This is a genomic window from Litoribrevibacter euphylliae (assembly GCF_042646085.1).
Classification (GTDB): Bacteria; Pseudomonadota; Gammaproteobacteria; order Pseudomonadales; family Litoribrevibacteraceae; genus Litoribrevibacter; species Litoribrevibacter euphylliae.
Genome location: NZ_JBHRSZ010000004.1, coordinates 324,446 through 349,527, shown reverse-complemented (window position 1 = coordinate 349,527; position 25,082 = coordinate 324,446). Strand labels below are relative to the sequence as shown.

Annotated in this window: 24 protein-coding genes and 4 tRNA genes; 12 read left to right on the top strand and 16 right to left on the bottom strand. The window is 43.6% G+C overall.

What is annotated here, in order from left to right; translation table 11 throughout:
• Positions 1 to 40: 40 nt before the first annotated feature.
• The 5 genes from ACFOEK_RS09070 to ACFOEK_RS09050 form a co-directional block, all read right to left on the bottom strand.
• A complete protein-coding gene (locus tag ACFOEK_RS09070) occupies positions 41 to 3,115 on the bottom strand; it encodes a hybrid sensor histidine kinase/response regulator (protein ID WP_386719451.1) in 3,075 nt (1,024 codons plus the stop codon).
• A gap of 287 nt (positions 3,116 to 3,402) precedes the next feature.
• A tRNA-Gly gene (locus ACFOEK_RS09065) sits at positions 3,403 to 3,478 on the bottom strand.
• 2 nt (positions 3,479 to 3,480) lie between these two features.
• Positions 3,481 to 3,556 (bottom strand) — tRNA-Glu (locus ACFOEK_RS09060).
• A gap of 47 nt (positions 3,557 to 3,603) precedes the next feature.
• Positions 3,604 to 3,679: transfer RNA gene (locus ACFOEK_RS09055), tRNA-Gly, on the bottom strand.
• 2 nt (positions 3,680 to 3,681) lie between these two features.
• A tRNA-Glu gene (locus ACFOEK_RS09050) sits at positions 3,682 to 3,757 on the bottom strand.
• 215 nt (positions 3,758 to 3,972) lie between these two features.
• Between ACFOEK_RS09050 and ACFOEK_RS09045 the strand changes: the two genes are divergently transcribed.
• Positions 3,973 to 4,764, top strand: coding sequence for a hypothetical protein (locus ACFOEK_RS09045; RefSeq protein ID WP_386719448.1), 792 nt, complete (start codon positions 3,973 to 3,975; stop codon positions 4,762 to 4,764).
• A gap of 136 nt (positions 4,765 to 4,900) precedes the next feature.
• A complete protein-coding gene (locus ACFOEK_RS09040) occupies positions 4,901 to 7,270 on the top strand; it encodes an ATP-binding protein (protein WP_386719445.1) in 2,370 nt (789 codons plus the stop codon).
• Between the two features lie 32 nt (positions 7,271 to 7,302).
• Here ACFOEK_RS09040 and ACFOEK_RS09035 read toward each other — a convergent pair whose 3' ends face one another.
• The 3 genes from ACFOEK_RS09035 to msrB form a co-directional block, all read right to left on the bottom strand.
• A complete protein-coding gene (locus ACFOEK_RS09035; protein ID WP_386719442.1) occupies positions 7,303 to 7,758 on the bottom strand; it encodes a MarR family winged helix-turn-helix transcriptional regulator in 456 nt (151 codons plus the stop codon).
• A 54-nt stretch (positions 7,759 to 7,812) separates the two neighbouring features.
• Positions 7,813 to 8,289: a glutathione peroxidase gene (locus ACFOEK_RS09030; RefSeq protein ID WP_386719439.1), complete on the bottom strand. Its 477-nt coding sequence runs from the start codon at positions 8,287 to 8,289 to the stop codon at positions 7,813 to 7,815.
• 107 nt (positions 8,290 to 8,396) lie between these two features.
• Entirely contained in the window at positions 8,397 to 8,798 is a 402-nt protein-coding gene (msrB, locus tag ACFOEK_RS09025; RefSeq protein ID WP_386719436.1) for a peptide-methionine (R)-S-oxide reductase MsrB, read from the bottom strand.
• 105 nt (positions 8,799 to 8,903) lie between these two features.
• Between msrB and ACFOEK_RS09020 the strand changes: the two genes are divergently transcribed.
• The 4 genes from ACFOEK_RS09020 to ACFOEK_RS09005 all read left to right on the top strand — a co-directional run bounded on the left by ACFOEK_RS09020 (position 8,904) and on the right by ACFOEK_RS09005 (position 12,151).
• Entirely contained in the window at positions 8,904 to 10,115 is a 1,212-nt protein-coding gene (locus ACFOEK_RS09020) for a pyridoxal phosphate-dependent aminotransferase (protein WP_386719433.1), read from the top strand.
• Positions 10,116 to 10,141: 26 nt separating this feature from the next.
• Positions 10,142 to 10,573, top strand: a complete 432-nt coding sequence (locus ACFOEK_RS09015) for a hypothetical protein (RefSeq protein ID WP_386719430.1) — start codon at positions 10,142 to 10,144, stop codon at positions 10,571 to 10,573.
• Positions 10,574 to 10,824: 251 nt separating this feature from the next.
• Positions 10,825 to 11,709: a protease HtpX gene (gene htpX / locus ACFOEK_RS09010; protein WP_386719427.1), complete on the top strand. Its 885-nt coding sequence runs from the start codon at positions 10,825 to 10,827 to the stop codon at positions 11,707 to 11,709.
• Positions 11,710 to 11,893: 184 nt separating this feature from the next.
• Positions 11,894 to 12,151, top strand: a complete 258-nt coding sequence (locus tag ACFOEK_RS09005; protein ID WP_386719424.1) for a hypothetical protein — start codon at positions 11,894 to 11,896, stop codon at positions 12,149 to 12,151.
• Between the two features lie 19 nt (positions 12,152 to 12,170).
• Here the strand turns inward: ACFOEK_RS09005 and ACFOEK_RS09000 are convergent, their stop codons facing one another.
• A complete protein-coding gene (locus tag ACFOEK_RS09000) occupies positions 12,171 to 13,328 on the bottom strand; it encodes an ATP-NAD kinase family protein (protein WP_386719421.1) in 1,158 nt (385 codons plus the stop codon).
• On the bottom strand, positions 13,328 to 14,470 hold the full coding sequence (gene pdxB / locus ACFOEK_RS08995; RefSeq protein ID WP_386719418.1) for a 4-phosphoerythronate dehydrogenase PdxB: 1,143 nt from the start codon (positions 14,468 to 14,470) through the stop codon (positions 13,328 to 13,330). The genes ACFOEK_RS09000 and pdxB overlap by 1 nt, the downstream gene beginning before the upstream one ends.
• A 259-nt stretch (positions 14,471 to 14,729) precedes the next feature.
• Here pdxB and ACFOEK_RS08990 point away from each other — a divergent pair, with 259 nt between their 5' ends.
• Entirely contained in the window at positions 14,730 to 14,990 is a 261-nt protein-coding gene (locus tag ACFOEK_RS08990; protein ID WP_386719415.1) for a WGR domain-containing protein, read from the top strand.
• 96 nt (positions 14,991 to 15,086) lie between these two features.
• On the opposite strand, the gene rhlB is transcribed toward ACFOEK_RS08990, so the two are convergent.
• A complete protein-coding gene (gene rhlB / locus ACFOEK_RS08985; RefSeq protein ID WP_386719412.1) occupies positions 15,087 to 16,571 on the bottom strand; it encodes an ATP-dependent RNA helicase RhlB in 1,485 nt (494 codons plus the stop codon).
• A gap of 86 nt (positions 16,572 to 16,657) precedes the next feature.
• Positions 16,658 to 17,269 (bottom strand): elongation factor P hydroxylase, encoded by a 612-nt coding sequence (locus ACFOEK_RS08980; RefSeq protein WP_386719409.1) that lies wholly within the window; start codon positions 17,267 to 17,269, stop codon positions 16,658 to 16,660.
• A gap of 122 nt (positions 17,270 to 17,391) precedes the next feature.
• Here ACFOEK_RS08980 and ACFOEK_RS08975 point away from each other — a divergent pair, with 122 nt between their 5' ends.
• Entirely contained in the window at positions 17,392 to 18,867 is a 1,476-nt protein-coding gene (locus ACFOEK_RS08975; protein WP_386719406.1) for an MATE family efflux transporter, read from the top strand.
• Here the strand turns inward: ACFOEK_RS08975 and ACFOEK_RS08970 are convergent.
• Entirely contained in the window at positions 18,864 to 19,322 is a 459-nt protein-coding gene (locus ACFOEK_RS08970) for a gamma-glutamylcyclotransferase family protein (RefSeq protein ID WP_386719403.1), read from the bottom strand. The genes ACFOEK_RS08975 and ACFOEK_RS08970 overlap by 4 nt on opposite strands.
• Before the next feature lie 105 nt (positions 19,323 to 19,427).
• Between ACFOEK_RS08970 and ACFOEK_RS08965 the strand changes: the two genes are divergently transcribed.
• Together ACFOEK_RS08965 and ACFOEK_RS08960 are read left to right on the top strand one after the other, a co-directional pair.
• Positions 19,428 to 20,195, top strand: a complete 768-nt coding sequence (locus ACFOEK_RS08965; RefSeq protein WP_386719401.1) for a hypothetical protein — start codon at positions 19,428 to 19,430, stop codon at positions 20,193 to 20,195.
• Between the two features lie 79 nt (positions 20,196 to 20,274).
• Entirely contained in the window at positions 20,275 to 21,168 is an 894-nt protein-coding gene (locus tag ACFOEK_RS08960; protein ID WP_386719398.1) for a DMT family transporter, read from the top strand.
• A 38-nt stretch (positions 21,169 to 21,206) separates the two neighbouring features.
• On the opposite strand, the gene tusA is transcribed toward ACFOEK_RS08960, so the two are convergent.
• Together tusA and ACFOEK_RS08950 are read right to left on the bottom strand one after the other, a co-directional pair.
• Complete coding sequence (gene tusA / locus ACFOEK_RS08955; protein WP_386719395.1) at positions 21,207 to 21,464, bottom strand: sulfurtransferase TusA; 258 nt, start codon at positions 21,462 to 21,464, stop codon at positions 21,207 to 21,209.
• A gap of 61 nt (positions 21,465 to 21,525) precedes the next feature.
• On the bottom strand, positions 21,526 to 22,038 hold the full coding sequence (locus ACFOEK_RS08950; RefSeq protein ID WP_386719392.1) for a hypothetical protein: 513 nt from the start codon (positions 22,036 to 22,038) through the stop codon (positions 21,526 to 21,528).
• Positions 22,039 to 22,263: 225 nt separating this feature from the next.
• Here ACFOEK_RS08950 and ACFOEK_RS08945 point away from each other — a divergent pair, with 225 nt between their 5' ends.
• Together ACFOEK_RS08945 and ACFOEK_RS08940 are read left to right on the top strand one after the other, a co-directional pair.
• Entirely contained in the window at positions 22,264 to 22,548 is a 285-nt protein-coding gene (locus ACFOEK_RS08945; RefSeq protein WP_386719390.1) for an antibiotic biosynthesis monooxygenase family protein, read from the top strand.
• Between the two features lie 189 nt (positions 22,549 to 22,737).
• Positions 22,738 to 24,285, top strand: a complete 1,548-nt coding sequence (locus tag ACFOEK_RS08940) for a methyl-accepting chemotaxis protein (RefSeq protein ID WP_386719387.1) — start codon at positions 22,738 to 22,740, stop codon at positions 24,283 to 24,285.
• Positions 24,286 to 24,392: 107 nt separating this feature from the next.
• Here the strand turns inward: ACFOEK_RS08940 and ACFOEK_RS08935 are convergent, their stop codons facing one another.
• Positions 24,393 to 25,040 carry an alpha/beta family hydrolase gene (locus ACFOEK_RS08935; RefSeq protein ID WP_386719384.1) on the bottom strand — a complete coding sequence of 216 codons (648 nt, stop codon included), beginning with the start codon at positions 25,038 to 25,040 and terminating at the stop codon, positions 24,393 to 24,395.
• Between the last annotated feature and the right edge of the window lie 42 nt (positions 25,041 to 25,082).

Sequence of the window (25,082 nt, the reverse complement as noted above, 5' to 3'; positions counted from 1 at the left end):
TCGTCTAAATCTAGTTACTTAGAGCCTGATTCAGCAGGCTCTAAGCACTGTATCGATGTGCAACATTCAGTGTCCCTTCAAGGCATGTCTCAAAGCGTTTCTTTAACCGATTAACGTCATCGCCACTCTTATCCTTAAAGGCATGTTCGAGATTTAAAGCCGCCTCTCTAAGTGGTTGAGCCGATAAATTAGACGCACTTCCTTTCATGCTATGAACGATAAAAATACACTGCTGGGTGTCTTTGGCATCCAGCGCTTCATTCAGACGACTCATTACCGAGATGGATTCCTGACAGAAAATACTCATCAAGAGTTTGAGGCGATTTTCGTTTCCTCCAACCCGCTTTAACGCGCCATCAATATCAATCCATTCTTCATTGATTTCTTTGTCACCACTGCCATTAACATGAACTCCATCCTCGAATTCATGTATTGCAGTAGTTACAACATCAAGCACATCACCACCCGCATCAATAGGCAACCAGGTAATCAACTTATCCTTGAGATCTGTCATATCAACCGGCTTGGATAAATAATCACTCATTCCAGCATCCAGACACGCCTCTCGATCCCCCTTCATTGCATTAGCAGTCATAGCCACAATAGGAAGATCTTGCCACTGAGATTGTTTTCGAATCATTCTGGTCGCCTGAAAACCATCCATGATTGGCATCTGAACATCCATCAAAACCAAATCAAAATCAATTCGCTGAAGCGCCATCAAGGCTTCTTTACCGTTATTGGCAACTTCCACATGCGCCACCAAATCAGACAGCATCATACGCGCCAGCTCTTGGTTCATCAGATTATCTTCAACCAATAGAACTTTCGCGTGCGGCCAAAAGAGCGTGTTATCTCTGCCTTCAGCCCCTACATCTTTGGATACAAATTTACCAAAAGAACGCTCAACTTCCTCCACCAAACCAGAGATGGTTAAGGGCTTCTCAATGAAGTTATGCACATTCAAATCCGAAGTGCACACCCTTGTATCTGTATCTAAATCACTCAGACTCATGATGATGGGCAGCTCGTCCAAATACGGCATACTGCGAATCTCAGAAACCAAAGACTCTCCAGTCATAACAGGCATATCAAAGTCGACTATCAGAAGATCCAAACTGGCACTAAAACGCAAATCCCTTAAGGTTGCCAATGCATCAAGAGAAGTAGAAACCGTCTTCACCTGACAGGATAGGTTTTCAAACGCATGTTCAAAGAACTGACGTGATTCATGATGATCATCCACCACCAGAACCTGCATTCCTTTAAGATCATCATGCAATGCTGGATAGGCTATATTCTTTTCTGATCGCTGTAGCCGAAGAATAAAACGGAAGGTACTTCCCACTCCGTCCTCACTCTCGACTTGAATTACGCCCCCCATCATTCCTACCAACTTTTTACAAATCGCCAAGCCCAGACCTGTTCCGCCAAACTGACGACTGGTGGAACCATCCGCTTGCTGGAATTCACTGAACAATAGATCTTGTTTCTCTTTTGGAATTCCAATTCCGGTATCTTCGACACAGAACTGAATAGCGATTGCATCCGGCTCTTCAGCTAACAAGCGCACTCGCAGCGCCACATGACCAGCATCAGTAAACTTCACCGCATTACTGACCAGATTAATTAAAATCTGCCGAACTCGAAGCGGATCGCCTTTCACCATGCGAGGGACGTCAAAGTCCTGAAGCTGAACAAGCTCAATATTTTTCTTACGAGCAGAATCACCAAACATGGTCACTACAGCTTCCATCTCCGCCAGCAAATCAAATTCAATGGCTTCAAGATCCATCTTGCCCGCTTCAATCTTTGAAAAATCCAGAATGTCATTAATAATGCCAAGCAAAGACTGCGATGACGCTCGGATTTTACGGATAAAATCTTGCTGCTTATTATTAAGCTCGGTATCTAAAATCAAATTGGAAAAACCAATAATGGCATTCATCGGCGTGCGAATTTCATGACTCATGTTTGCCAGGAATTCACTTTTATGTCGGCTGGCCTCTTGCGCTCGCTCCCTGGCCTGCTCTAGCTCAAGATTTTTCGTTGCCAAAGAGTCGTATTGGGATTCAATCTGAGCGCTCATGGTATTAAAAGCGGAAGCCAAATCACCGACCTCATCCCCTGTTTCAATTTCAACCCGAACAGAACGATTCCCTGACGACAACTCTTTAACGGACTTGGAAAGCTTAAAGATTGGTTTCACCAAACTTCTGGCAAAAAATAGAGAAACTACAGCACCTGCCGACAACACCATAATGCACATCCACACCATGTTGCTTCGCAGATCAAAGATGGGTTTCATCACAATGGATTCAGGCGTCACATCAACCAGAGACCAATCACCTTCATGATTAATGCCGTATTCACTTAAATTGGCAAAACCAGCCAACACCATTTCACCAGATGAATCTCGGTAGTTAATACTCCCCTCTTCCTCATCTTTTAATAGGTCTAACAAATTAGGGAAAGACTTAGTATCAGGCATCGGCTTAAACGACTGGCTGGTAGGATCGAGAGAAAACAACACATCACCACGCGCATTCACCAAATAAGCGTGTTTATTACCTATGGTACGGCGATCCATTTCAGATACTTTGTTCTTCACATAATCCAAATTCACAACAGAAGCCATCACTGCTGTGACATTTAAACTGTTATCAACAATTGGGGTGAAGATAAATGCAATAAGTTGATTACCACGAATATGGGCATCTCGAAAAAAGACGTCACCCTGCCGAGCAGAAAACGCCTGCATCAATAAACGCCTACTGTCGTCATCCCGGTTTTTTATCCAATCAATAAGCTGAGCACTTTCAGTGACACTGATGGTTTTACCGTCTTTTTTAAATAGGATTAATTGCTTGAGGTGGGGATTCTCGATTAAAACCGGAAGCATATAGGACTGAATTTGCTCATCCCCCTGCTCTTGAAACACTTGTGACTGCGCCAAAATTTTAAGTTCAACCACACGTTCCATCATAAACTCATCGATGGCGCCTGCGGTATTTACTGCCACATTAACAATGTTTCGTTCAATGGATTCTCGTAATGCTCTTTCGGATGCAGTAATAGCTAACCACGTCGTTAATGAAACAACGAATATAGTCAAAACAACACCAAACGAGATGAGTTTGGTAGATAAACGAATCTGAGAGAATGAGAAAGCCAAAAGGTAGTCCGTTATCAGTTATATTTTTCGAATAACTTTAGAACAGAAACCCCAATAAATAAACCGATTGTCGATTCAAACTACAAGCGAAGTAAGTCAAAGGTACTATATTTACATGAGCTGTCGGCTTCTATCACTGAGAAGCAGCAATAAATTAGGTACAAGGTAAGAGAGGGAGAACATTTCAGACATAAAAAAACCAGTCATATAGACTGGTTTTTAGAATTTGGAGCGGGAAACGAGACTCGAACTCGCGACCCCAACCTTGGCAAGGTTGTGCTCTACCAACTGAGCTATTCCCGCATTGGCGTCCCATAGGGGGTTCGAACCCCTGTTACCGCCGTGAAAGGGCGGTGTCCTAGGCCACTAGACGAATGGGACACACCACAAACTGACACTGTAAGAAGTACTACCATATAGGTAAAAATTGGAGCGGGAAACGAGACTCGAACTCGCGACCCCAACCTTGGCAAGGTTGTGCTCTACCAACTGAGCTATTCCCGCATTGGCGTCCCATAGGGGGTTCGAACCCCTGTTACCGCCGTGAAAGGGCGGTGTCCTAGGCCACTAGACGAATGGGACTCCGTACTTCCTACTGACCTCGTCAGAAAGTGCGCGTATCTTAATAACACATCGGTAGACTGTCAACTCTTAATATTACTTTTTTTAATTTTTTAGAAAACTTTTGCTAAGGCCTTGAGTTATAGTGATTTTAGTCGATAACAAGACTAATATTAGGGTAGGTATATCTGCTTTATATATAGCTAAGATTAGAAGGTAAGTAAGGTTTAATATATATGTCATCTGGACTAACAACCGCTTTAATCGTAATAGGCATCCTCGTTATCTTGATAGGTATCGCCTACATTAACCAACAAATGGAGAAGAACCGAATTGAGCGTTCGCGCATTTCGCAAAATCTTCATGATCAAATAAACATGTTAGAGTCCTTGTTACGAGACCTCCCTGCCCACTATCTACATAAAGGCTTAAAGCGCCTTTTAATAGAAAGTATGATGTACAAGTCAAACCACCTCTTCTCTATTGGTGACAAAACACAAAAGAATTTCGCCAAACAGATGTTGGGTGAAGCACAGACTCAACTCAGCCAACTGAACTCCCAAGGTGAACCTAAAGAGATTCCTTTGAAGACCTCTGAACAGGTACGACGTGTCCGCAATCTCTTGGAAGTTCTGAATCAGCACTTATTAAGCCTTGCAAGAGCAGGCAGAGTTAGCAAAGACAAAGCTAAAAGCTACCACACCCTAGTAAAATACCTATACACCCAAGCTGCTTTTGAATTCTACCGAGCCAAAGCAGAAGAGATGGAAGCCGGTAACAAAATTAGAAGCGCCATCCACCAGTACTACCAGGAAGTGACCGAGCTCGAAAAGTTCGCCAATAAAAACGGGGATCGTATTGAGTACGTTCGTAAGAAAATTGACGCACTTAAGAAGAAAGCAGATGAAGAAGCCATGGTGAAACGTAATCACGAGAAAGCAACGGACCAACCTTCACAATTAGAGAAAGGCATGGATGAAATTGCTGCCGAAGACGAACGAACCAAAATGAAACAGGTCTATGACTAGAGATATCATTTCTAGTCATCTCATTTAATGGTACGCTTCCATGTTCATGGATCTAGACTATTATAAAGCAAAATAAAGAAGGATTTGTTCAGTCAGACTTACGCATCTATTGTGAGTGGCTGACCTTAGCGTTCAGATGAGAATACCAACAAGACAACGCCTATCTTATCGTCAGGCCAGAAATACGCTTTGTGTCGCATTCTTATTAGGAATCATCTTTAGCCTTTTCGTCATAGCAGCAAATTACTACAGGGTACAGCATAAAGTAGAAGAGCAAATTCAATCGCTCGCCAGCATTACCATAGCTCCAGCCTCTCGTATAGCATACAACATTGATATTGAGCTAGCTAAAGAACTGGTTAAAGGCCTAGCTCAATTACCCTTAGTAAAACAAGCAGCCATTATTGAACCGTCAGGTGAAATACTTGCTTCGTCATATCGGGAAACCCCGGAAAGCCAATACAATCAACTGATCGGCTTCCTATTTGACAAATCCCCAGAGCACAGTTTTAAACTCAATGTAGCGCACGACCCTACCGAGCAATTAGGCCACCTACACCTGACCATTAATATGGAGCCTACTGGCGAAAGCTTTATCAATGAAAGCTTAACACTCCTCGGAACCGTGCTTTTACAGGCTTGTATTCTGGCATTCTCTCTCTTGGTTATGTTCTATTTCATGCTAACCAAACCGTTAAGCTCTATTACCTCTCAGCTTTCTAATATCCATGCCAGTGACGACCCAACCAAGCTACGCATTAACAAGCTATCGAATCATAAAGAAGATGAAATCGGGCTTCTTATCGAAACAACCAACAAACAACTAAGCGAAATTGAGCGCAGCTTCCACGAACTCAAACTCGCAGAAAGAGACAGACAGAGATACACAGAACGCCTAGAGCAAGCGGTCGAGTTAAGAACAAAAGAACTGACCGAAGCAAATAATGACTTAACTGACGCCATCGACAATCTTGAGATCGCTAGAGAAGAAGCGGAAAGAAGCAGTCAGGCACGAGCGATTTTCTTGGCCAACATGAGCCATGAAATCAGAACACCACTAAGCGGTGTTCTAGGTATGATCAATCTCGCACTAGAATCAAAAACCGGCATTGACGAAACCATTCGCGAACAACTGAAACTGGCCAGTGCCTCTGGCGATACCTTACAACAAATCCTCAACGACATTCTGGATATTGCAAAAGTTGAATCTGGAAAAATTAACCTTGAAACCGTATCGTTTGACTTCAGGGAGTTACTTGAACAGACCGTCACTTTATTCAAAAGCTCACCTCAAGCGGAAAAGCTTGATTTATACTTGTCCATCCAGCCTGATTTCCCAGGCAAAGTAAAAGGTGACCCTACCAGAATTCGCCAGATCATCAGCAACCTTGTCAGTAATGCTTTGAAATTCACCAAACAAGGCCATGTAGCCATTATTGCGGAATTCAACAATCAAGGCTTTGAAAACCAAATAGGCAATGCCGTTAATCCACATAATATACAAATTAAAATTATTGATACCGGCATAGGTATGACACCTGAAGAACAGGCCGTCATCTTCACCCCTTTCACCCAGGCATCCACACAAACCACTCGAAAATACGGCGGCACCGGCCTCGGATTAACCCTGGTTAAACAATTGACGGAGTGCATGCACGGTGACATTACAATTGAATCCGAAAAAGACATTGGCAGTTGCTTTACACTTACCTTCCATCTTCCATGCGAAGCCTGGATAGAATATCGCTTCTTAAGTAACCAACCGAAGCTCTGCATCGTTAATTCACAAAACAACCATCCAATTGAAAATCACGACCTTCAGACTCAGTTAAATTATTGGGGGGCCGACATCGAATTCATAGACAACGAAAACGATATTGAACCCAACGAAAATCAAACCTACCTTGCCTTCCAAGCAGCCAAAGAGACACATTCACTGCCTCTCAACCAGACCATTCTATTAACGAACAACATTGATCAGGAAAGTGAATACATACAACTTCAACGCCCGGTTTATCACAGTCTACTAAAAGACGCCCTAAAAAAGCTGCTTAATATAAAGACCAGCAAGCAAGAGCCTCAAAAACCAACCGAAGCCACCTCTCATCAATACAATTGCGAGCGGATACTGATTGTTGAAGACAACGAAGTAAATCAAAAAGTAGCAACAGGATTACTGAAAAAACTAGGTTTTACAGAAATATTCATTGCTGACAATGGACAACTGGCAGTCGAACAAATCAAAAAAGATAATTTTGATTTAATCTTAATGGATTGCCACATGCCAGTTATGGATGGGTATCAAGCGACCCAAGCAATACGCATGCTACCACAAGGAAAAGACATCCCTATTATTGCAGTCACTGCAAACATCATGAATGAAGACAAACAACGTTGTTTTGATTGCGGCATGAGCGATTTCCTTACAAAGCCATACCGCAAAGAAGATCTCATCAGAAAACTAGATCAATGGCTACTCGATCCTGAAAAGTCGGCAACGGTTTAGTAATAAATCGTTGCAACTATCACTATCGAAATCTATTCAGAGCCAGCCAACTTGGCATTCAATTGCTGAAGCAACTGCATCAATGTATCTCTCATTGCCAAGTCATCTTCATTAATTTCCAAATCACACATCATTTTTAATGGAACGACTTCCGCCCTACTGCGTAAATCCAACCCCTCTTTGGTCAAACACACATCCACTCGCCGCTCATCTTCAAGACTACGAACCCTGGAAATAAGCCCATTCTGCTCAAGGCGTTTAAGTAATGGAGTAAGAGTTCCAGTATCCAACATTAAGGATTCTCCGATTTCACCAATAGATAACCCTTGACCCTCAGCCTCCCAAAGCACCAACATAACCAGATATTGAGGATAGGTAAGCCCCAGCTCATCCAACAAAGGACGGTATCTCCGAGTCATTGAACGAGATGCGCTGTACAACAAAAAACACAACTGATTATCAAGCTTTAATTGATCCGGGTAACTCACCTAACTCTCTCTTTCTACAAGGTTATCGAAGACCAGTTCTAACATTACACTCAGCTAGAGTAACTTTTGGATATCTGCTTTTATTTTCTCAGGCGGAGTCGTCGGGGCATAACGAGCAACAACCTCACCTTCCTTATTGATTAGAAACTTTGTGAAGTTCCACTTGATCTTTTCACTTCCCAGAAGCCCTTTCGCATTACTTTTAAGGTACTGATATAGAGGGTGCGTCGTTGGGCCATTCACATCAATCTTTTCAAACATAGGAAATGACACGCCATAGTTCTTAAGACAGAAAGAGGCGATATCTTCGCTTGAGCCCGGTTCTTGCTTTCCAAACTGATTACATGGAAAACCGAGAATCTCAACACCCTCACCATTAAGTTCTTTATACAGAGTTTCCAAGCCCTCATACTGCGGCGTTAAACCGCACTTAGATGCAGTATTTACAATCAAAAGTACTTTGCCTTTGTACGCCTCTAAACTGACATCTTCACCCGTTAAGGTATTTGCATTGAACTGATAAACACTCATCATCCGACTCCCATTCCAATTAAATAGCTCAAAATAATATTGCGCACAATATAACTTAATAGAACAATATTCAACCAACTTACTGCAACTATAATCAGCAGAACTGACTAAGCGTCGTCTAAATCAGGATCAAAACGTAATGAAGCACTATTCACACAGTACCTTAACCCTGTAGGCTGAGGACCATCAGTAAACACATGACCTAAATGAGAACCGCAATCACTGCAGGTAATCTCCACACGTTCCATTCCTAATGAGCTATCCCGATGCTCAGACACAGCACCGCTATCAACCGCCTGAAAATAACTCGGCCAGCCCGACCCCGAATCATACTTCGCAGTAGAACTAAACAAAGGCTTATTACAACATGTGCAATAATAAAGACCGGATCGTTTTTCATTATTGTATGCTCCAGTGAAAGGCCGTTCTGTTCCTTTCTCCCTGCATATATGAAATTCATGATCCGTTAAAATCTCCCGCCATTCGGCTTCACTCTTTTCAATTTTCATACTGTCTCCCTTCATTTTTTAAAAAGTGTACATTTACAGCGTGAATAGCGCACAGGTATTATTGCACGTTCACATAAAGTTAAGGGCATTTCCGAGTCACTGTCTATGCACACGATCAACAAATCAAATAAGCTACTCAATGTATGTTACGACATCCGTGGACCCGTTCTGCGTGAAGCACGTCGTTTAGAAGATGAAGGCCACAAAGTATTAAAGCTTAATATCGGAAACCCTGCCCCATTCGGTTTTGATGCCCCAGACGAAATCATCCAAGATATGATTCGTAATCTCTCCAATGCTCAAGGCTACTGCGACTCCAAAGGTTTGTTTGCAGCCCGTAAAGCGATTATGCACGACTGTCAAAATCGACAAGTCAAAGGCGTTGAGATCGATGATATTTACATTGGCAATGGCGTCAGTGAACTTATCACAGTGTCTACACAAGCTTTACTTAATAATGGTGACGAACTACTAATTCCTGCTCCTGATTATCCGCTATGGACTGCTGCAACAAGTTTAGCCGGTGGCACCGCTGTTCATTACATCTGCGATGAACAAAGCAACTGGATGCCTGATATTGAAGACATCAAACGTAAAATCACTGATCGTACTCGCGGTATTGTTGTTATTAACCCAAACAACCCAACAGGCGCGGTATATCCTGACAGCGTATTACTTGAGATTCTTGAGCTGGCAAGACAGCACAACCTGATTGTGTTTGCCGATGAGATTTATGATCGAATCCTCTACGATGGTGCCACCCACACACCACTAGCATCTCTGTCGGAAGATGTTCTAACCATTACGTTTAACGGTCTATCAAAAGCCTATCGTGCCGCTGGTTTCCGCTCTGGCTGGATGGTCATCTCTGGACCAAAACACCAGGCGAAAGACTACATTGAAGGGTTGGAAATTCTGTCATCAATGCGTCTCTGCGCCAATGTACCAAGTATGTATGGCATTCAAACAGCGCTCGGCGGTTACCAAAGTGTAAACGAATTAATCCTCCCTGGCGGCCGTCTTTTGGAACAGAGAGACATCTGCTATGAAGCCTTGAATCAAATTCCAGGCATCAGCTGTACAAAGCCTGAAGGCGCTTTATACCTCTTCGCTAAGATGGATAAACGCTTCAACATTCAAGACGATGAGCAGTTTGCTCTGGATCTTCTGCGACAAGAAAAAATTCTGATCGTACAAGGTACGGCCTTTAACTGGCCTCACCCGGATCACTTCCGAATTGTGTTCTTACCGCATAAAGAAGATCTAATACAAGCTACCGATCGTCTTGAACGCTTTTTCAGCCGATATAGCCAGTAATTATTGATCAAGCAGGATTGAAAGCCATGGACGAATTACATATCGAGGATTTCTACAAAGACTGCGCTGTGATATTGCTTAGGCTATATCGCAGCTTCCCACGCAAAGTCTCTGTCTATGTGGGTGATTTATGCGGCTACGAAGAAACCGACGATATCGGACAGTACAGCAATCGCTTTCAAGCCTGCTTCTCTGCGATTGTTTGGCTCACCGAAGAAGGTTACATTCGTCATGCTGGCAATATTGGGCAAGAAGCGATAGAACTCGCAACACTCACCCAAGCTGCCTTCTCACATCTGTCCGGAAAGCCTCTACCAACGTCTGATGCACATACATCTTATGCAACACTGGCCGCCCAATTACACCACTGCGTTACCCAGGCAACCTCAGATGAACTCTGTGAAGTGACCCGTTGCTTGCTGAATAACCTTTCTGTTCACGGTCGTTCAAAAGATTAGCACCCAACTAATTTCTTCCCTCATAATTTCGATAGAAACCAAACTACAGTCTACAAAAAAGTAACCATCAAACTACAATAAAAGTAACCACCCAAAGCAAACTATTACGCAGACAAACTGTCATATTCAAAGCTCATAATTATTAGCCAGACCTTGAAAGACTCTAAATTGCCCACACTATGAAGCAATAAAGAGCGTGCAGCTTAAAGCACAAGTTCTGGAATTACATAGAAGCGTGTTGAGGAGAAACAATGCTTAGAATCGGTTTATTCCTATTAACCAACCTGGCTGTGATCATTGTAGCCAGTATTACCCTGAATCTGCTTGGGGTTGGCTCTTACCTCGATAGCCGAGGAGGCCTAAACCTACAAAGCCTATTAATCTTCTGTGCCGTTTTTGGTTTTACCGGAGCTTTCATTTCGTTGTTCATTTCCAAGTGGATGGCAAAAAGAACAACAGGTACCCAGATCATTAGCCAGCCAAGAAATGCTGAAGAACACTGGTTGCTTGAAACGGTTAAAGAACTCTCTGAAAAAGCGGGCATTGGTATGCCTGAAGTAGGGATCTTCCCTGCACAGCAAGCAAACGCATTTGCCACAGGCTGGAACAGAAACGATGCTTTGGTAGCTGTGAGCGCTGGTTTATTACAGCGTTACAGTAAAGAAGAAGTCAAAGCCATTCTTGGGCATGAAATCGGTCACGTTGCCAATGGCGACATGGTAACTCTCACGTTGATCCAAGGTGTGGTCAATACCTTTGTTATGTTCTTCGCAAGAATCATTGGTCATACCGTAGACCGAGTAGTCTTCAAGAACGAAGGTGGCCATGGAATCGCTTTCTACATTACAACCTTCATCGCTGAAGTGGTTCTGGCCATTCTGGCTCAGGTGATCGTCATGTGGTTCTCACGTCGTCGTGAATATCGAGCCGACGAAGCCGGTGCAGAACTGGCGAGCCCAGCCGGGATGGTTGCTGCACTTCAACACCTGAAAGCAGAGACAGAGGTTCCAAATCAAATGCCGGACAGCCTGGTGGCCTTTGGTATCAACCAAGGTATGAGAAGCGGTCTGCAGGCAATGTTTTCTAGCCACCCACCGCTTGATGAAAGAATTAAAGCCCTTCAAGGTAAATATTAATTCTCTCATGTATATATGATGTAAGAAAAAGTCCTGTCCTTCAGGGCTTTTTTTGTATAAAAATTATACAATATCTTCCTATTCGAAACGCTTCCAACTTACAGTAACTCGCCTATAGCTCGTTACCCCCACAACTCCCTAACCACTTATAGTGATGATACAGAGTGCCACTGGGGGGAATGCCATGTCTGTTGATTTTCAATTCATGCAAACACAGGAATCACAAGGCGAGGATCAGCGCAATCGCATCATTAATGCGCTGGAAGTAGAGATTAAGCACTTTACAAAAGCCATGAACGCCATTAAGAGTCTTCCTAGCAGCCATGACCAAACAATGGGAGATGCTTATGATGCCTATTGTAAGATGATCAGTGCTTACCAGGAAATGATTAATGTAAGAACAGGAATCATAGAACGCCTCAAATCACCAGTTCCCAATTAACCAGTAGTTTTTAACCCTGCTAAACCTGAACGTCAGTTATACCATCAGAGCCAGGATAAACCACTTCATCCTGGTATCCTGTGGTAATTCGATACCAACCACACAACGCCGAATCCAGCTCGGCGTCACCTGTATCAATCAACAGAGGACGCCCCTCCAGGGACTTCAATTTCGTTTTCGTTGCGATGATCTGAATATTCTCTTTACCCAAACGACGAATAACATCCGGACTCAACTGCTGATTACCACGACCAAAAATATGGCCTTGCCCACCAATCACAGAAATCACTAATTTAACCTGTGTTTCATGATCTAAATGAGAAAGCAATTCGACTTCGGAGACATCACTGGCAACCAGTTGATGGTTCTTAACGAGATCCACCCCAAGCAAGGTATTTTCCAACCCAAGCTCATCCATAATTGCTTTAGTCGTGGCCCCCGAACCTATAATGTACAAGACCTCATCGTCCATAGTTTCGACAACTTCCGCAGCAATATCATTAAGCACCCACTCTTCTTTCTCGATACCACCACACTTCATCATCTGAACGAAACGCCCTTCTTCGGGGACGAGCATTTCACCATAAAGCTTTGCTTTTACTTGTCCTTGGCGAAACGCATCTTCATCAATATCTCGTACATCAGCGCTTCTGACACCAGTCAGCTCTCCAGAAATCATTTGTTCAAGCAACGCCCCCGCCGACTGAGGGTTAACGGCATATACCGCCGAATGAATCTTCACGCCAGCCGGAATACCCAACACAGGGATTTGATCACCCACCACCGAACAAATGTCCCTAGCAGTACCATCGCCACCAGCAAACAAAATTAAATCAATACCCGCTTCAGTGAAGGCTTCTACCGCTCTACGAGTATCAGAAGGACTGGAACGCCCAATAAGAGAATAGTCTTTATCCTCAAGCGAAATCACTTGATCAACCTGGAACCCCATAGAAGAAAGCAGGTCTTCCCCCATTAATCCGGGAGCGGTCACAAAAGAAAGAAACTCAACATACGAGGTCAACGCTTGCAGAGCAGATTGTACTCGTTGTTGAGCTTTAGGCTCGGCTCCCAATGCCATGGCTTTTTCCGCCACGGAATCACTCCCTTTAAGAGCAACACTGCCACCAAGCCCAGCAAGTGGATTAATAACCAAGCCAACTTTTAAATGATTCATTAGCTTTTAACTTTAACCTTAAACCCTGCCGCTTCAAACTTACTGCAATTCACAGAATCGTTCTTACGCATCTTCACAGAGAGAGAAGAAAACTCTCGACGTGTTGGGTAGTTTTTTCTTAATAAGTCGAATGCTTCCGCAACGTTCGTTGAACGTAACACAGCGCGCCTCAAGGCTCGGTCATCCCGGCGAATGTCATAAGCCACCTGTACTAAACGAGGAAAGACCTCTTCAAATACCGATTCTTTAGAAAAACCTACTTGCACCAAATCGGGTTCAGGCAACATTTGAGGTAAGCGCTTCCTCATCGGCAAGCCTAGAAATTTACATGCCTCTGTGTAGATCTGAAAAGTACCTCGATATTTACCATCCAGGCTATAACCGGCAATATGAGCCGTTCCCAAATCCACCAAATCAAGCAGTTCACGCTCTACGACCGGCTCGGCTTCCCAAACATCCAGTACCGCCTTAAATTCCGAGCATAAAATCAAATGCTGTTTAAGCGCTGCGTTATCTACTACCGGCCCACGGGAGGTATTTATCAAAACAGCAGATCGCTTCATACAACGCAAAGCGTCTTCATTAATTAGATGGAAGGTTGGATGCTCTCCGTCTTTTGTGAGCGGCACATGCAATGACACGACATCACAATTCAAAACCTCGTCAAAACTCACCAAAGGTAAGCTGTCATCTTCAACGAAAGGATCATAGGCCTTAACCTCAACACCCAGCTTTTTCAATCGAGTAATAAGGCGACGGCCCACATTACCCGCACCAATCACACCAACACTTAAATCCGAAATCGACTTATATTCATCCTGACACAGACAAATCAGTGCACTAATCACGTAATCCACGACCGAATGAGCATTGCACCCCGGAGCATTGGCAAAGGCGATTCCTTGAGATTCCAACCACGACATATCAACATGATCAGTACCAATCGTTGCAGTACCAACGAATTTGACGCTGGAACCAGAAAGTAAGGACTCATTCACTTGGGTTACTGAACGCACCAACAGGATATCTGCATCTTTAACATCAGTAGCAGACATTGATCGACCAGGAAGGCGCACGACTTCCCCAAGCTCACCGAACAGGCTATCAACCAACGGCATGTTTTCATCAGCAACAATTTTCATAGTTATGAATCGCAAATTTCCCTAAAAGTTATATTGCTCACAACAAGCGCGAACAAGTATTCAGTCAAACAACCTACTTTTCAGCATCCTAAACGACGAGCAATTTAAAGCACAAGGTCATTTCTGCCATATTTCATTTGCTTCTATTTACCTCAAAAGCACGAAAGTCGCGCCAACAGTATTGCTCGGATATAATCATGCGACATAAAATGCTACAACATTAATAACGCCCAAGAACCCAACCGGACTCACCCGAACCATGCTAATACGATGGCACAAAGACAACTCGTATTTCATTGCACACATCCAGCAGGATTTGTTCGGTGGTTGGGTTCTTACTCAATCCTCAGGTGTGATTGGTAATCACAATGGAAAAGTTCAGAACATTCCCGTTGCCAACCATTCCGATGCCGTTAAAAAGCTCGATTTACTGATTAAGCGAAACCAAAAGAAGGGATTTATCATCGTAGAACGAAGTGATGAACCTACCCAGCTCGATTGGATTCTGGAATTCAGCTAATCCATCGATATCTAAATGCATCAAAACGTACAGTCACAGCAACCATAAAACAAAAAGAGGGCTAATCATCGCCCTCTTTATCCGTCTAAGTGCTAATTAATCTACATATTCCATTTTCAGCTTATCACCCACATAAGCTTCAATTTCCGGAATCACAAATGCATCATCTTCACTGGCAAAGCTGATCGCGTGGCCTGTCCGGCCTGCACGACCGGTACGACCGATGCGATGAACATAATCCTCCGGGTCTTCCGGTAAGGTGTAGTTCACGACGTGGGTGATGTCGTCCACATGAATACCACGACCAGCAACATCTGTAGCGACAAGAACCTTAATACTTCCTTTCTTAAAGTTCTCAAGCGTTTTCAAACGCTTATTCTGAGGAACGTCCCCAGATAAAATGGCCACTTTCACACCATCTTTTCGTAAGCTTTCATATAATCTACGTGTTTGATCTCGACGATTCAAAAACACAATGACCAGGCCTACATCATCACCACTGATAATTTTCTTAAGCTGATCGTAACGCTGAGATGCCTCTAACAGCAGTACTCTTTGATCCACTCGTTCAGATGTCACCTGCTCAGGTTCAATCTCAACGCGTACCGGATCGATCGTCCACTGCTCAGTGAGGCGGATAATGTCATCGTTATAAGTGGCACTGAACAATAAGGTCTGACGATCTTCTTTATGTGGTGTCTGACGAACAATCTTACGAACATCCGGAATAAAGCCCATGTCCAACATTCGATCCGCTTCATCCAAAATCAAGATTTCTACCTGATCCAGATAGACGTCTTCTTTAAACATGAAATCGATCAGGCGACCTGGCGTACCAATAAGAATATCGACTACAGAGTTACGCAGCAGATTACGTTGTTTATCGTAGTCCATACCACCAACAACACAGCCGACATTCAATTCCGTAAAACGCGTCAGTTCAATGGCATCTTTTTCAATCTGTAATGCCAATTCCCGCGTTGGCGCTAGTACCAAGACTCGCGGTTCACTAGCAAAACGCTCACCTTGATAAGGATTATTTAGAAGATTCTGGATAACAGAAATCAAAAACGCAGCAGTTTTACCCGTTCCTGTTTGAGCCTTACCCGTAATGTCTTTGTGTTGAAGAGCAATCGGAATTGCTGACGCCTGAATCGGTGTACAGTAACTGAAACCTGAATCACAAATGCCTCGCATCAGTTGAGGATGCAACTCGAAATCATGGAATCGAGTCTTCCCTTCTTCTTCAGGAACAACAAACTGCTCTACAGACCATGTGGACTCCATCTGAGCCTTATGATGCTTCTGTTCGTGCTGATCGCGGGATTTAGGTTTGGTATGACTGCGTTTATTCGACTTGGACTTAGGCTGACCGTGAGGCTTCCCACCTGCCTGCGACTTGCCGCCGTTCCGGCCTTTTTGACCACCAGAGTTACTCTTAGTGTTCGTTCTTTGATTACCGTTCTTACCAACATTACTGTTGGATTTGCTCTTATCTTGGGACGATCTCTTCTGAGACTTATCGGAACCTGACGCATTATCGTCAGAACGTTTCGTCCACGCTTTGAGTGCTTTAAGCACAACTTCACCTACTTATGTCTTTGCTGTCCGAGCGTGAGCTGTTTTCACAAACAAACACTGTTTCATGCTCACGCTATCCAGCGAACTTACTCCAAATAACCTAACTTGGAGCGCTTAAACCAATGAGAATCCAAAGAAGTCGTTCCTCTGTAATAAACTAACAAAGACTGAATTAACTTCTTAGGCCGTTCACCGATACCATTTGTTAAATACTCATGCACTTGCTGATGTACTCGATCCGCAAAGCCTTTGGCATCCACAGGGCTGCCGTTGAGATTATCAAAGCTCAACCGAAATGGGAATGCTGCAGCTTCAGCAAAAAGCCACTCTAAGGCCTGCGGTTTAACCTCCACGTGTTCAAACAGTGCCTGCTGCTCAGGTGTTCGACCATCTGGACAATACCAATAGCCATAATCCAACTGCTTACGTCTTTCTACCCCAGCAATACACCAATGACTGATCTCATGAAGCGCACTCGCAAAATAATCCTTAGTAAATAAGATAGCATCCAGAGAAGCATCTCTCAGATGTCGAGGAATATATTCCGGCTCAGGATTAAATCCCACCAGCTCAGTCCCTTCACTTTCTTTAAAACATTGATTAAAGAGGGAAATTATATCTTCAGCCGTATGCTGAAGGCGCATCTTTTGCTCCGCTCTTTGCTCGACTGATGCCTCAATCACGTCAGAATACAACATTAAAAAACCTTACGTTCTGAAACTATCCTTTCATTTAAGGAGGGCGTATTATATCCGCCCTCGCTTACGAAGTCTTATTTGTTTCTTTCCCTCATGTTTCACACCACTTTTTGTACAACTGAATGAACACACTTGACCATATAATCAATGAATCCAAAAGCCTGATCAAACTAGCCACACCTATGATTCTGGCTCTGACATTAACCTGCTCGATGTCAGTGATAGACACCGTTATGGCCGGTCAAGTTTCAGCAACAGACCTTGCAGCGCTCTCCCTTGGATCATCGGTTTGGAACTTACTCTTTTTAACGATGACTGCCACTCTCATGGCACTGACACCTCAAATCGCCAAGTTTTACGGAGAGAGAAGTTACCAAAACATCAAACCTTGGCTGGCAGGTGCTCGCTACTTCTCTTTGATGGTAACGTGCATCTTTCTGATTGCAGGGTATGTAGGCCTACAAGTCATAGGCTCACTGAATAGTGACGCCAGCACTATTGAACTGGCCTCTGACTATCTTCTCTACATATTGATTGGCTTACCTGCAGCCGGGTTATTTCAAGTCCATAAAAGTTTATCCGAAGGCAGCGGAAAGACTCGTCATATTCTATTGATAACCACTGCCGCCGTTTTGCTAAACATCCCTCTGAACTATCTCTTTATTTATGGCCTAACTATCAATGACCATACTGAAATCATTCCAGCACTAGGCGGCGCAGGCTGCGGACTGGCCAGTGGCATTATTTTTTGGATCTCCTACTGGGGATTAAGCTACATCCAACGACACGATCGTCAACTTATCAAAAAACTTCATAGCGACGGCAAGTCAACGGTCTCAACACTCATCTTTGAATGGCACTGCCCTGACAACTTTAAAACGATGGTGAAACATTTATCTAAAGTTGGCATCCCTATCGGCTTAGCCATTTTGGCCGAGGTATCTGTGTTTACTTATATTCCCTTAGTAATTGCACATCTTGGCAAAATTCAAATGGCCTCTCACCAAATCGCTTTAAATGTCTCCTCGCTAATGTTCATGATTCCTTTGGGATTAAGCCAAGCTATTACGGTCAGAACGGGTTACCAACTAGGCAGACAAGATTTGAGACTGGCTCAGTTGGTTTCTCGAACCGGGGTCGGAATCGCCTTTCTGTTTGGCATTGTGTCGATGATCTTGATCATGCTGAATCAACACACAATTCCCGCATTGTATACAGAAAACGAAGAGGTCTTACTGCTTGCCAGCTCATTGCTGATCTTGGCAGCCATTTTTCAGTTATCAGACACGGTACAAGTAACCGCGGCAGGTGCCCTTCGAGGCTATCAGCAAACCACCGTTCCGATGATATTAACCATCATCGCGTTTTGGGTGGTTGCCATACCGGTTGGTTATTTACTTGGATTGGAGTCAGACCTTCGAGATCAGTTATCTCAGTGGATTAGCTTACCCGCCCCGATCGGAGCAAAAGGATTTTGGATTGCATTAATTGCGGGTCTCAGTGCCAATGGCGTACTGCAAATGATGTATCTATTCTATGTACAGAAATATAAATTCAACCAAAGCCATTCACTCCAACCTGATAATCAGAAGGCTTAACCGTTGGTTTCTACCAAGGTAAGCTTCTGATAATAGGATTCAGACAAGTGTTCTCGACCCGCCAATAAATGCTCTAAATACCACTGATCCGGTTTCAAACCGTCTGAAATAGTGGCTTTATTCGCAATATAAACCCATGAAGGGATAAGCCCTTGCTGAGTTTCAACATGAAAAATTTCTCGACTATAGAGCCTTGGGGCACCTTCAAACGGGTCCATTTTTTGAATTTGATGCTCGTCATCTAAACGATATAAAACGCCTTCCACATGCGAGGCAGGATCAAACACAATGTTTGCGTAGGATCTCGCAGGATGATCCCAAGCCTTCTTATTAAAGGCCAACCGATAACCTCGCATCACCCCTTTTACGGGATTAGAAAAAGACAGCCCTCGAACCGCCATCCTCTCTTTGTTCATATTAGATCCGTAGGCAAAATAGTAATGTTTGGTCAACATAGGCCGATACCTGTAGTAATGGCTTAACTAATCTACGTTAGTTAAGAAATTCACTGAATGTGCTTAAACACCTTCGATATATTTAAGAATACAAGACAATCCGTCATGACGTTTGATCCTAAAAACAACATCATTCAGCTAGATAATTACAGAGGCATTAACAAATCCCCCTCTAAAGCACCGCGTATTGTGCGTATTTCTTCTGAGCTCGACGGTATGGAAGCACTATACAACAGTGATTTGAGCCAGGAACACTTGTTTTCAGTAAAGATTTTATTCTGGGCTTTATTGGATAACGGCCAAGTGTGCGCAATTGTTCCTTGGCTGAAAGACATAGTGACCACTCATAGGTTTGAAAAGAGCACTGGTGCATCAGCACCTGATGGACAATGGCAAGGCTATTACGACACCCGTCAAGAACGAATTTTCTTTACTGCACCTGAGCATAAGAGCAAAGAGCTTGAACTGGCTCATCAATTCTATGCTCCGCAAGAACCATTGAAAGAGCTATACTTCCCGCCAAAAGTCCAAAGCCGAAGCAAAAGCGAGGAATTGGAAAGCAAACCCGAACACATCATACAAGAACTCCCTGATCACCTCGGAACACACGCAGCTTTCAAACATCAAGGTCGAAAGGGATTTCATCTCAAGCCCATCATCAGCTGGCAATTAACCAGTTCAGGAACACTTCAGGCGATGGTTCCAAAGACGGAAGAACTGGATATTATTCCCCTACCAGGTTCCCACGAACTTACTCCTGCTGAGCTAAATTCTGAATTTCGCTATTACTTTCAGCACAGCATAGCAACTCGCATCAAGCTCCAAGATCCAAACGCTATGACAGTGGTTTCCCTGCTGATTGACCTTGTTTGATTGCTTCAAACGCCAACCGATCTCTGGACAACGATGAATCTGTGATAAACTGCGCTCTTTTCATCGGATTCCTATCATTATGCTTGCCTCGGCAACCGTCCGCGCTTCGCTGCTATTATTAGTTGCAGAATTTCTATTGGCCTCCATGGGCGCAATCATTAAAGTATTGGCGCTCGATCTCCCAAACGAAATGATTGTGTTTTTCCGCAATCTCTTCGGCCTAATGGCGATCCTTCCCATGCTGTTAACCATGGGCAGCAGCCTCTTCAAAACCGAGTGCTTTCATTATCACTTATTGAGAGCAACCGTTGGCGTCACCGCCATGTACTGTTTCTTCTACAGTATTGGGCACATTGCATTTGCTGAAGCCATGTTGGTTAAGCTCTCAGCACCCTTGTTTATTCCAATTATTGCGTTCTTATGGCTTGGCGAACGCATTTCTAACTGGTCAAAGCTTGCTATTGTGATTGGCTTCATCGGCGTTGCTATTATTCTTGACCCTGACGCGTCTGAATTTACCTTAATCGCTTTGATAGGTTTAGCCGGCGCAGCGTTGGCAAGTCTTGCCAAAGTCACCATCCGAAGAATGGGCGCTACCGAACCAAGTGCCCGTATCGTTTTCTATTTTGCTCTTCTGAGTACCCTGATCTCTTCCGTGCCTTTACTCTGGGCGTGGAAAACACCCACATTAGAAGCTCTGAGTCTACTTTGTTTAATGGGAACTATAGGGACTATCGGTCAGCTAATGATGACCAAAGCTTATACCCTTGCACTACCAGGCAGAATTGCCCCCTTCACTTACGCATCATTAGTATACGCATCTATTTACGGATGGGTTTTCTGGGACGAATCACTGCGCTGGGCAACGATCATTGGAAGTTTACTGATCTTTGTCTCAGGCCTACTGACACTCAAGAAGTCGTCAAAAAAACCAAATACTCAAAATCAAAAATTAGAAATGAACCAAGGTTAGCCACACTAGGTCACCTCGGTCACTAAAAAGACGTTGAATTAACGACGCTGAATGAAATAAAGATAAATCTCACTGCCATCTTGCTTTAGCACTTCCTCTTTTAACAGGGTGTGATCCAGCATATTACAAAACTGTGGAATGTCACGAGTGGTTGACGGATCTGTCGCTTCAATACGCAACACTTCACCGGAAGCCATCGCTCGTACCTTTTTATGCAACAGCATAACCGGTTCAGGGCACATCAAACCTTTTGCATCCAGTTCGTGTTGAAATTCAGGATAATTGCTTTCAGTCATACAGGATTTCCCATCAAATTACTTACTATTTGGTATCGCCATCAGAGATAAAAAACATACATCAATGAAGCTGAGACTCACGAGACTCTTTAGACGCACACACTGGACAAATATGTTGTCCGTTATCTAATAACCAGCCGAGCGCCGTTAACCTGGTTTCAGCATGAAATATCTGAGCAGACGAATCATCGTCACTTCGACTGACAAACTCCAATGGATAAGGTTGCTGACAGGAATCACAGTTGACCTGCCAAGTATAAATATTCAGTGAGCCAAAGGATTCCCCCTCCAACTCGGCCTGCCAATGGTCGGCAGGCTCAATCAAATAAGTGATGCTCTTAATCATTAAAGGCAAACTCAAAGTCTTACTGCCTTTAAGCGAAACAAAGACCGTTTCTCCAACTTCAAGCCCTTTTCCTTTCCCTTCTGCACTAAAGCTTCCTGGATTAAGGCTTGTGAAACTAAGCAAGGAATTTGCATCCGCAGATCGCTTACCAGGAGACGTCTTCCGATAATTTTTCTGCAGCGGAATGTCATCACCAATCAAATTAATAGCTATAGAGCGAATATTCATAAGTACCTAACTGAAAAAATAAAGTTCGAAAGGTATCGAACCAACAGAAAAAACAGCCATCGAATAAAAAGGCGGTATGATACTGAAATCCTTGCAATACTGCTGAAATTTCTTTAGAAATCTCAATAGCAACCCAATCGGGAAACGCTAAACTATTAAATAGACCCACCTTTTTGGTCTATCTAATAAGTAATGACCCAAGAGTAACGACAAAAGGAACTCGCAGTGATAAGAGTATTGATTGAACGAAATATTATGGATGGCCTTGACGATATTTACGAAGAGTCGGTGCGTAACATACTTCAATCCGCAATTCAGGCACCAGGCTTTCTTGCAGGCGAATCGATGAAAGATGCCAGCAATCCACGTCGTCGTCTTACACTATCAAAATGGCGTTCACAACAAGATTGGATCAACTGGTTAAATTCAAATGAACGTACTGAAATCATGTATAAAATTGACCCTATGCTGTCAGAACCAGAGAAAATCACCATCCTAGAACACGCATAATCCCAAATAAGGAAGGCATTTTTATTGCCTTCCCTTTCCTACCTTTAAGTTTTCAAATGTTTAGCCGATAAGCGCTGCTCTCAGCTCTTCCTTCTAGGTTCGAGCTGTTTTCTAGAAGAACTATTATAACGATCTATTATTTATTGATAGTGGCATCCCTTTGGCCCAAGTTGTTATCGAGACCCGATTATGAGAAAGAATCTACCCGTAACCAACAAAAACATTCCTGTGGAAGACCGGCATGAAATTGTTTCGGTCACTACAGAAAAAGGAGTTATTACCGACGTCAATGAAGACTTCATCGAACTGGCTGGTTTTTCAAAAGACGAGCTATTAGGTCAGGCCCACAACCTCGTTCGACACCCCGATGTACCGCAAGCCGTTTTTGCTGACCTTTGGCAACACTTAAAAGCCGGAAAATCATGGATGGGCATTGTGAAAAACAGGGCAAAATCCGGTGATCATTATTGGGTCGATGCGTATGTCAGCCCAATCAAAGAGAAGGGGCAAATCACGGGATATGAATCGGTAAGACGAAAGGCCTCGACAGAACAAATACAACGCACGGAAGAAGTGTACCAGCGACTCAACTCCGAAAAGTCCCCGGTACCTTTCTATGCGCGTTTTTCAGAATTTCTAGAATACACAATCTGCTTTATTCTCTTCACTGCAGCATTATTAGGTCACGACTTTTTCGGCTGGCTTGCGAGTCTTCCGCTGGCTTTAGCGGGATGTATAGTTTCAGGAAAAGTGTTTAAACGACAACTTAAGCTTGCACTACCTGACGCGTCCAATAATGCCAACTCCGACTTCATCCAATACATGTACCTAGGTGCACCTCACAAAGCCAATGAACTGGCCCTTCATTTAAAAGCGGCCAATTTTCGCCTGGAAACCGTTGTTAAACGCATTGACCTTAGTTCAACGGAGTTAACCTCCGCAGTGAATGAGAGCTATGTCTCCACCCAAGAAACTCAGAAAAAGATTCATAAGCAACAAGCAGAACTGGCCGATGTTTTGGGTGAAACCACGGACATTCTGGAAGGCATCAACTCTATTTTCCAAAAGCTTGAGAATTCTCGAGAGTTGACCCAGAAAGCTCATGAATTGAGTGATAAAGGCAATTACATCATTAAAGAAACCATTGAAACGATTCGTGAATCGTCTCAATCTGTGGATAAAGCCGAAAAAACCGTCGACCAACTTGCCAAACGCTGTGAAGAAATCAGTAATTTTGTAAATGTTATTAAAGGCATTGCCGATCAAACCAACTTACTAGCCTTAAATGCCGCTATTGAAGCGGCACGTGCTGGCGAACAAGGTCGAGGCTTTGCCGTGGTAGCAGATGAAGTTCGTTCATTGGCGATGAAGACTCAAGAATCAACCGATCAAATTAACGACATCATCGAGCTGCTTACATCAGAAGCGAGAGACGCCGTCAGTACCATGCAAAGTAGCAAAGAGACCACTGAAACCGGCGTCGATCAAGTAACTGAGGCGGGCCAAGCACTTCAAGACATCCAAGCATCCGTCGATGAAATCAAATTAATGTCAGAAGAGATCTCTGCTTTTACAGAACAACAATCGCAACAAACGGGCGTCATTCAAAACAAAATCAATCAGGTTATGGAGCACAGTACGGATACACTTCGTGCGATGGATAAATCATCTAACATCAGTGAGTCCCTTAAGAAACTGGCGAATGACCAAAGGCAGTTGCTTAATCAATTCGATTAAAAAGCCCCTTACCCAAGAAACAGCGGACTTTATTTCTCATGCTTGAACCTTAAGACTCAAGCATGAGGTTCTCTTCAAACAATATTCATCATCAAGCTATCAAACCGCTACTGCATTTGCTTCATCCATTCTGCTGCAACTTTTACAGCTTCCTGCAAATTGGCTTCATGCGTTGTTCCTGAGACCTTTCTTGGTTTCAAATCATGATTTCCGTCGTTGAGCCAATGATGCGATACCTTTTCGAAAACTTGATAATTCGACACTTCCTCTTTAGCACCAAAGGCATCCCGATCACCTTGAAGAATCAAGATCGGTACAAACACATCATTAAAGTGCTCATTACGAACTTTCTCTGGTTTACCCGGTGCATGATAAGGGTAACCAAAGCACGCGCAGCCTTTTATAGGTAACTGTTGAGCATGAACCTCAGGGTCGGCAGCAAGCATCGTCGCCATACGCCCACCCATAGACTTCCCGCCAATAAAGATGGAGGAATATGTAGAAGTCAATTGCGCCAATGCTTCCTGCCAACAAGCCAACAGTTTAGGCGCACGATCTGGTGGTCGCTTCTTACCCGTTTCACGACGCTTTTGCATATAAGGAAATTCAAAACGGACAACAGTAATTCCCTGATCAGCAAATAACTCAGATACGTCATTCATGAAATCCGAATCCATCGGTGCACCAGCACCATGTGCAAACACAAAGGTTATTCCGGTGTCTTCATTTCTAGCTTTTGTTGTTAGAAATTCCATACTTCTCCTAGCTTGTTCTAAACTCTGTTTAGCCATTTTTAC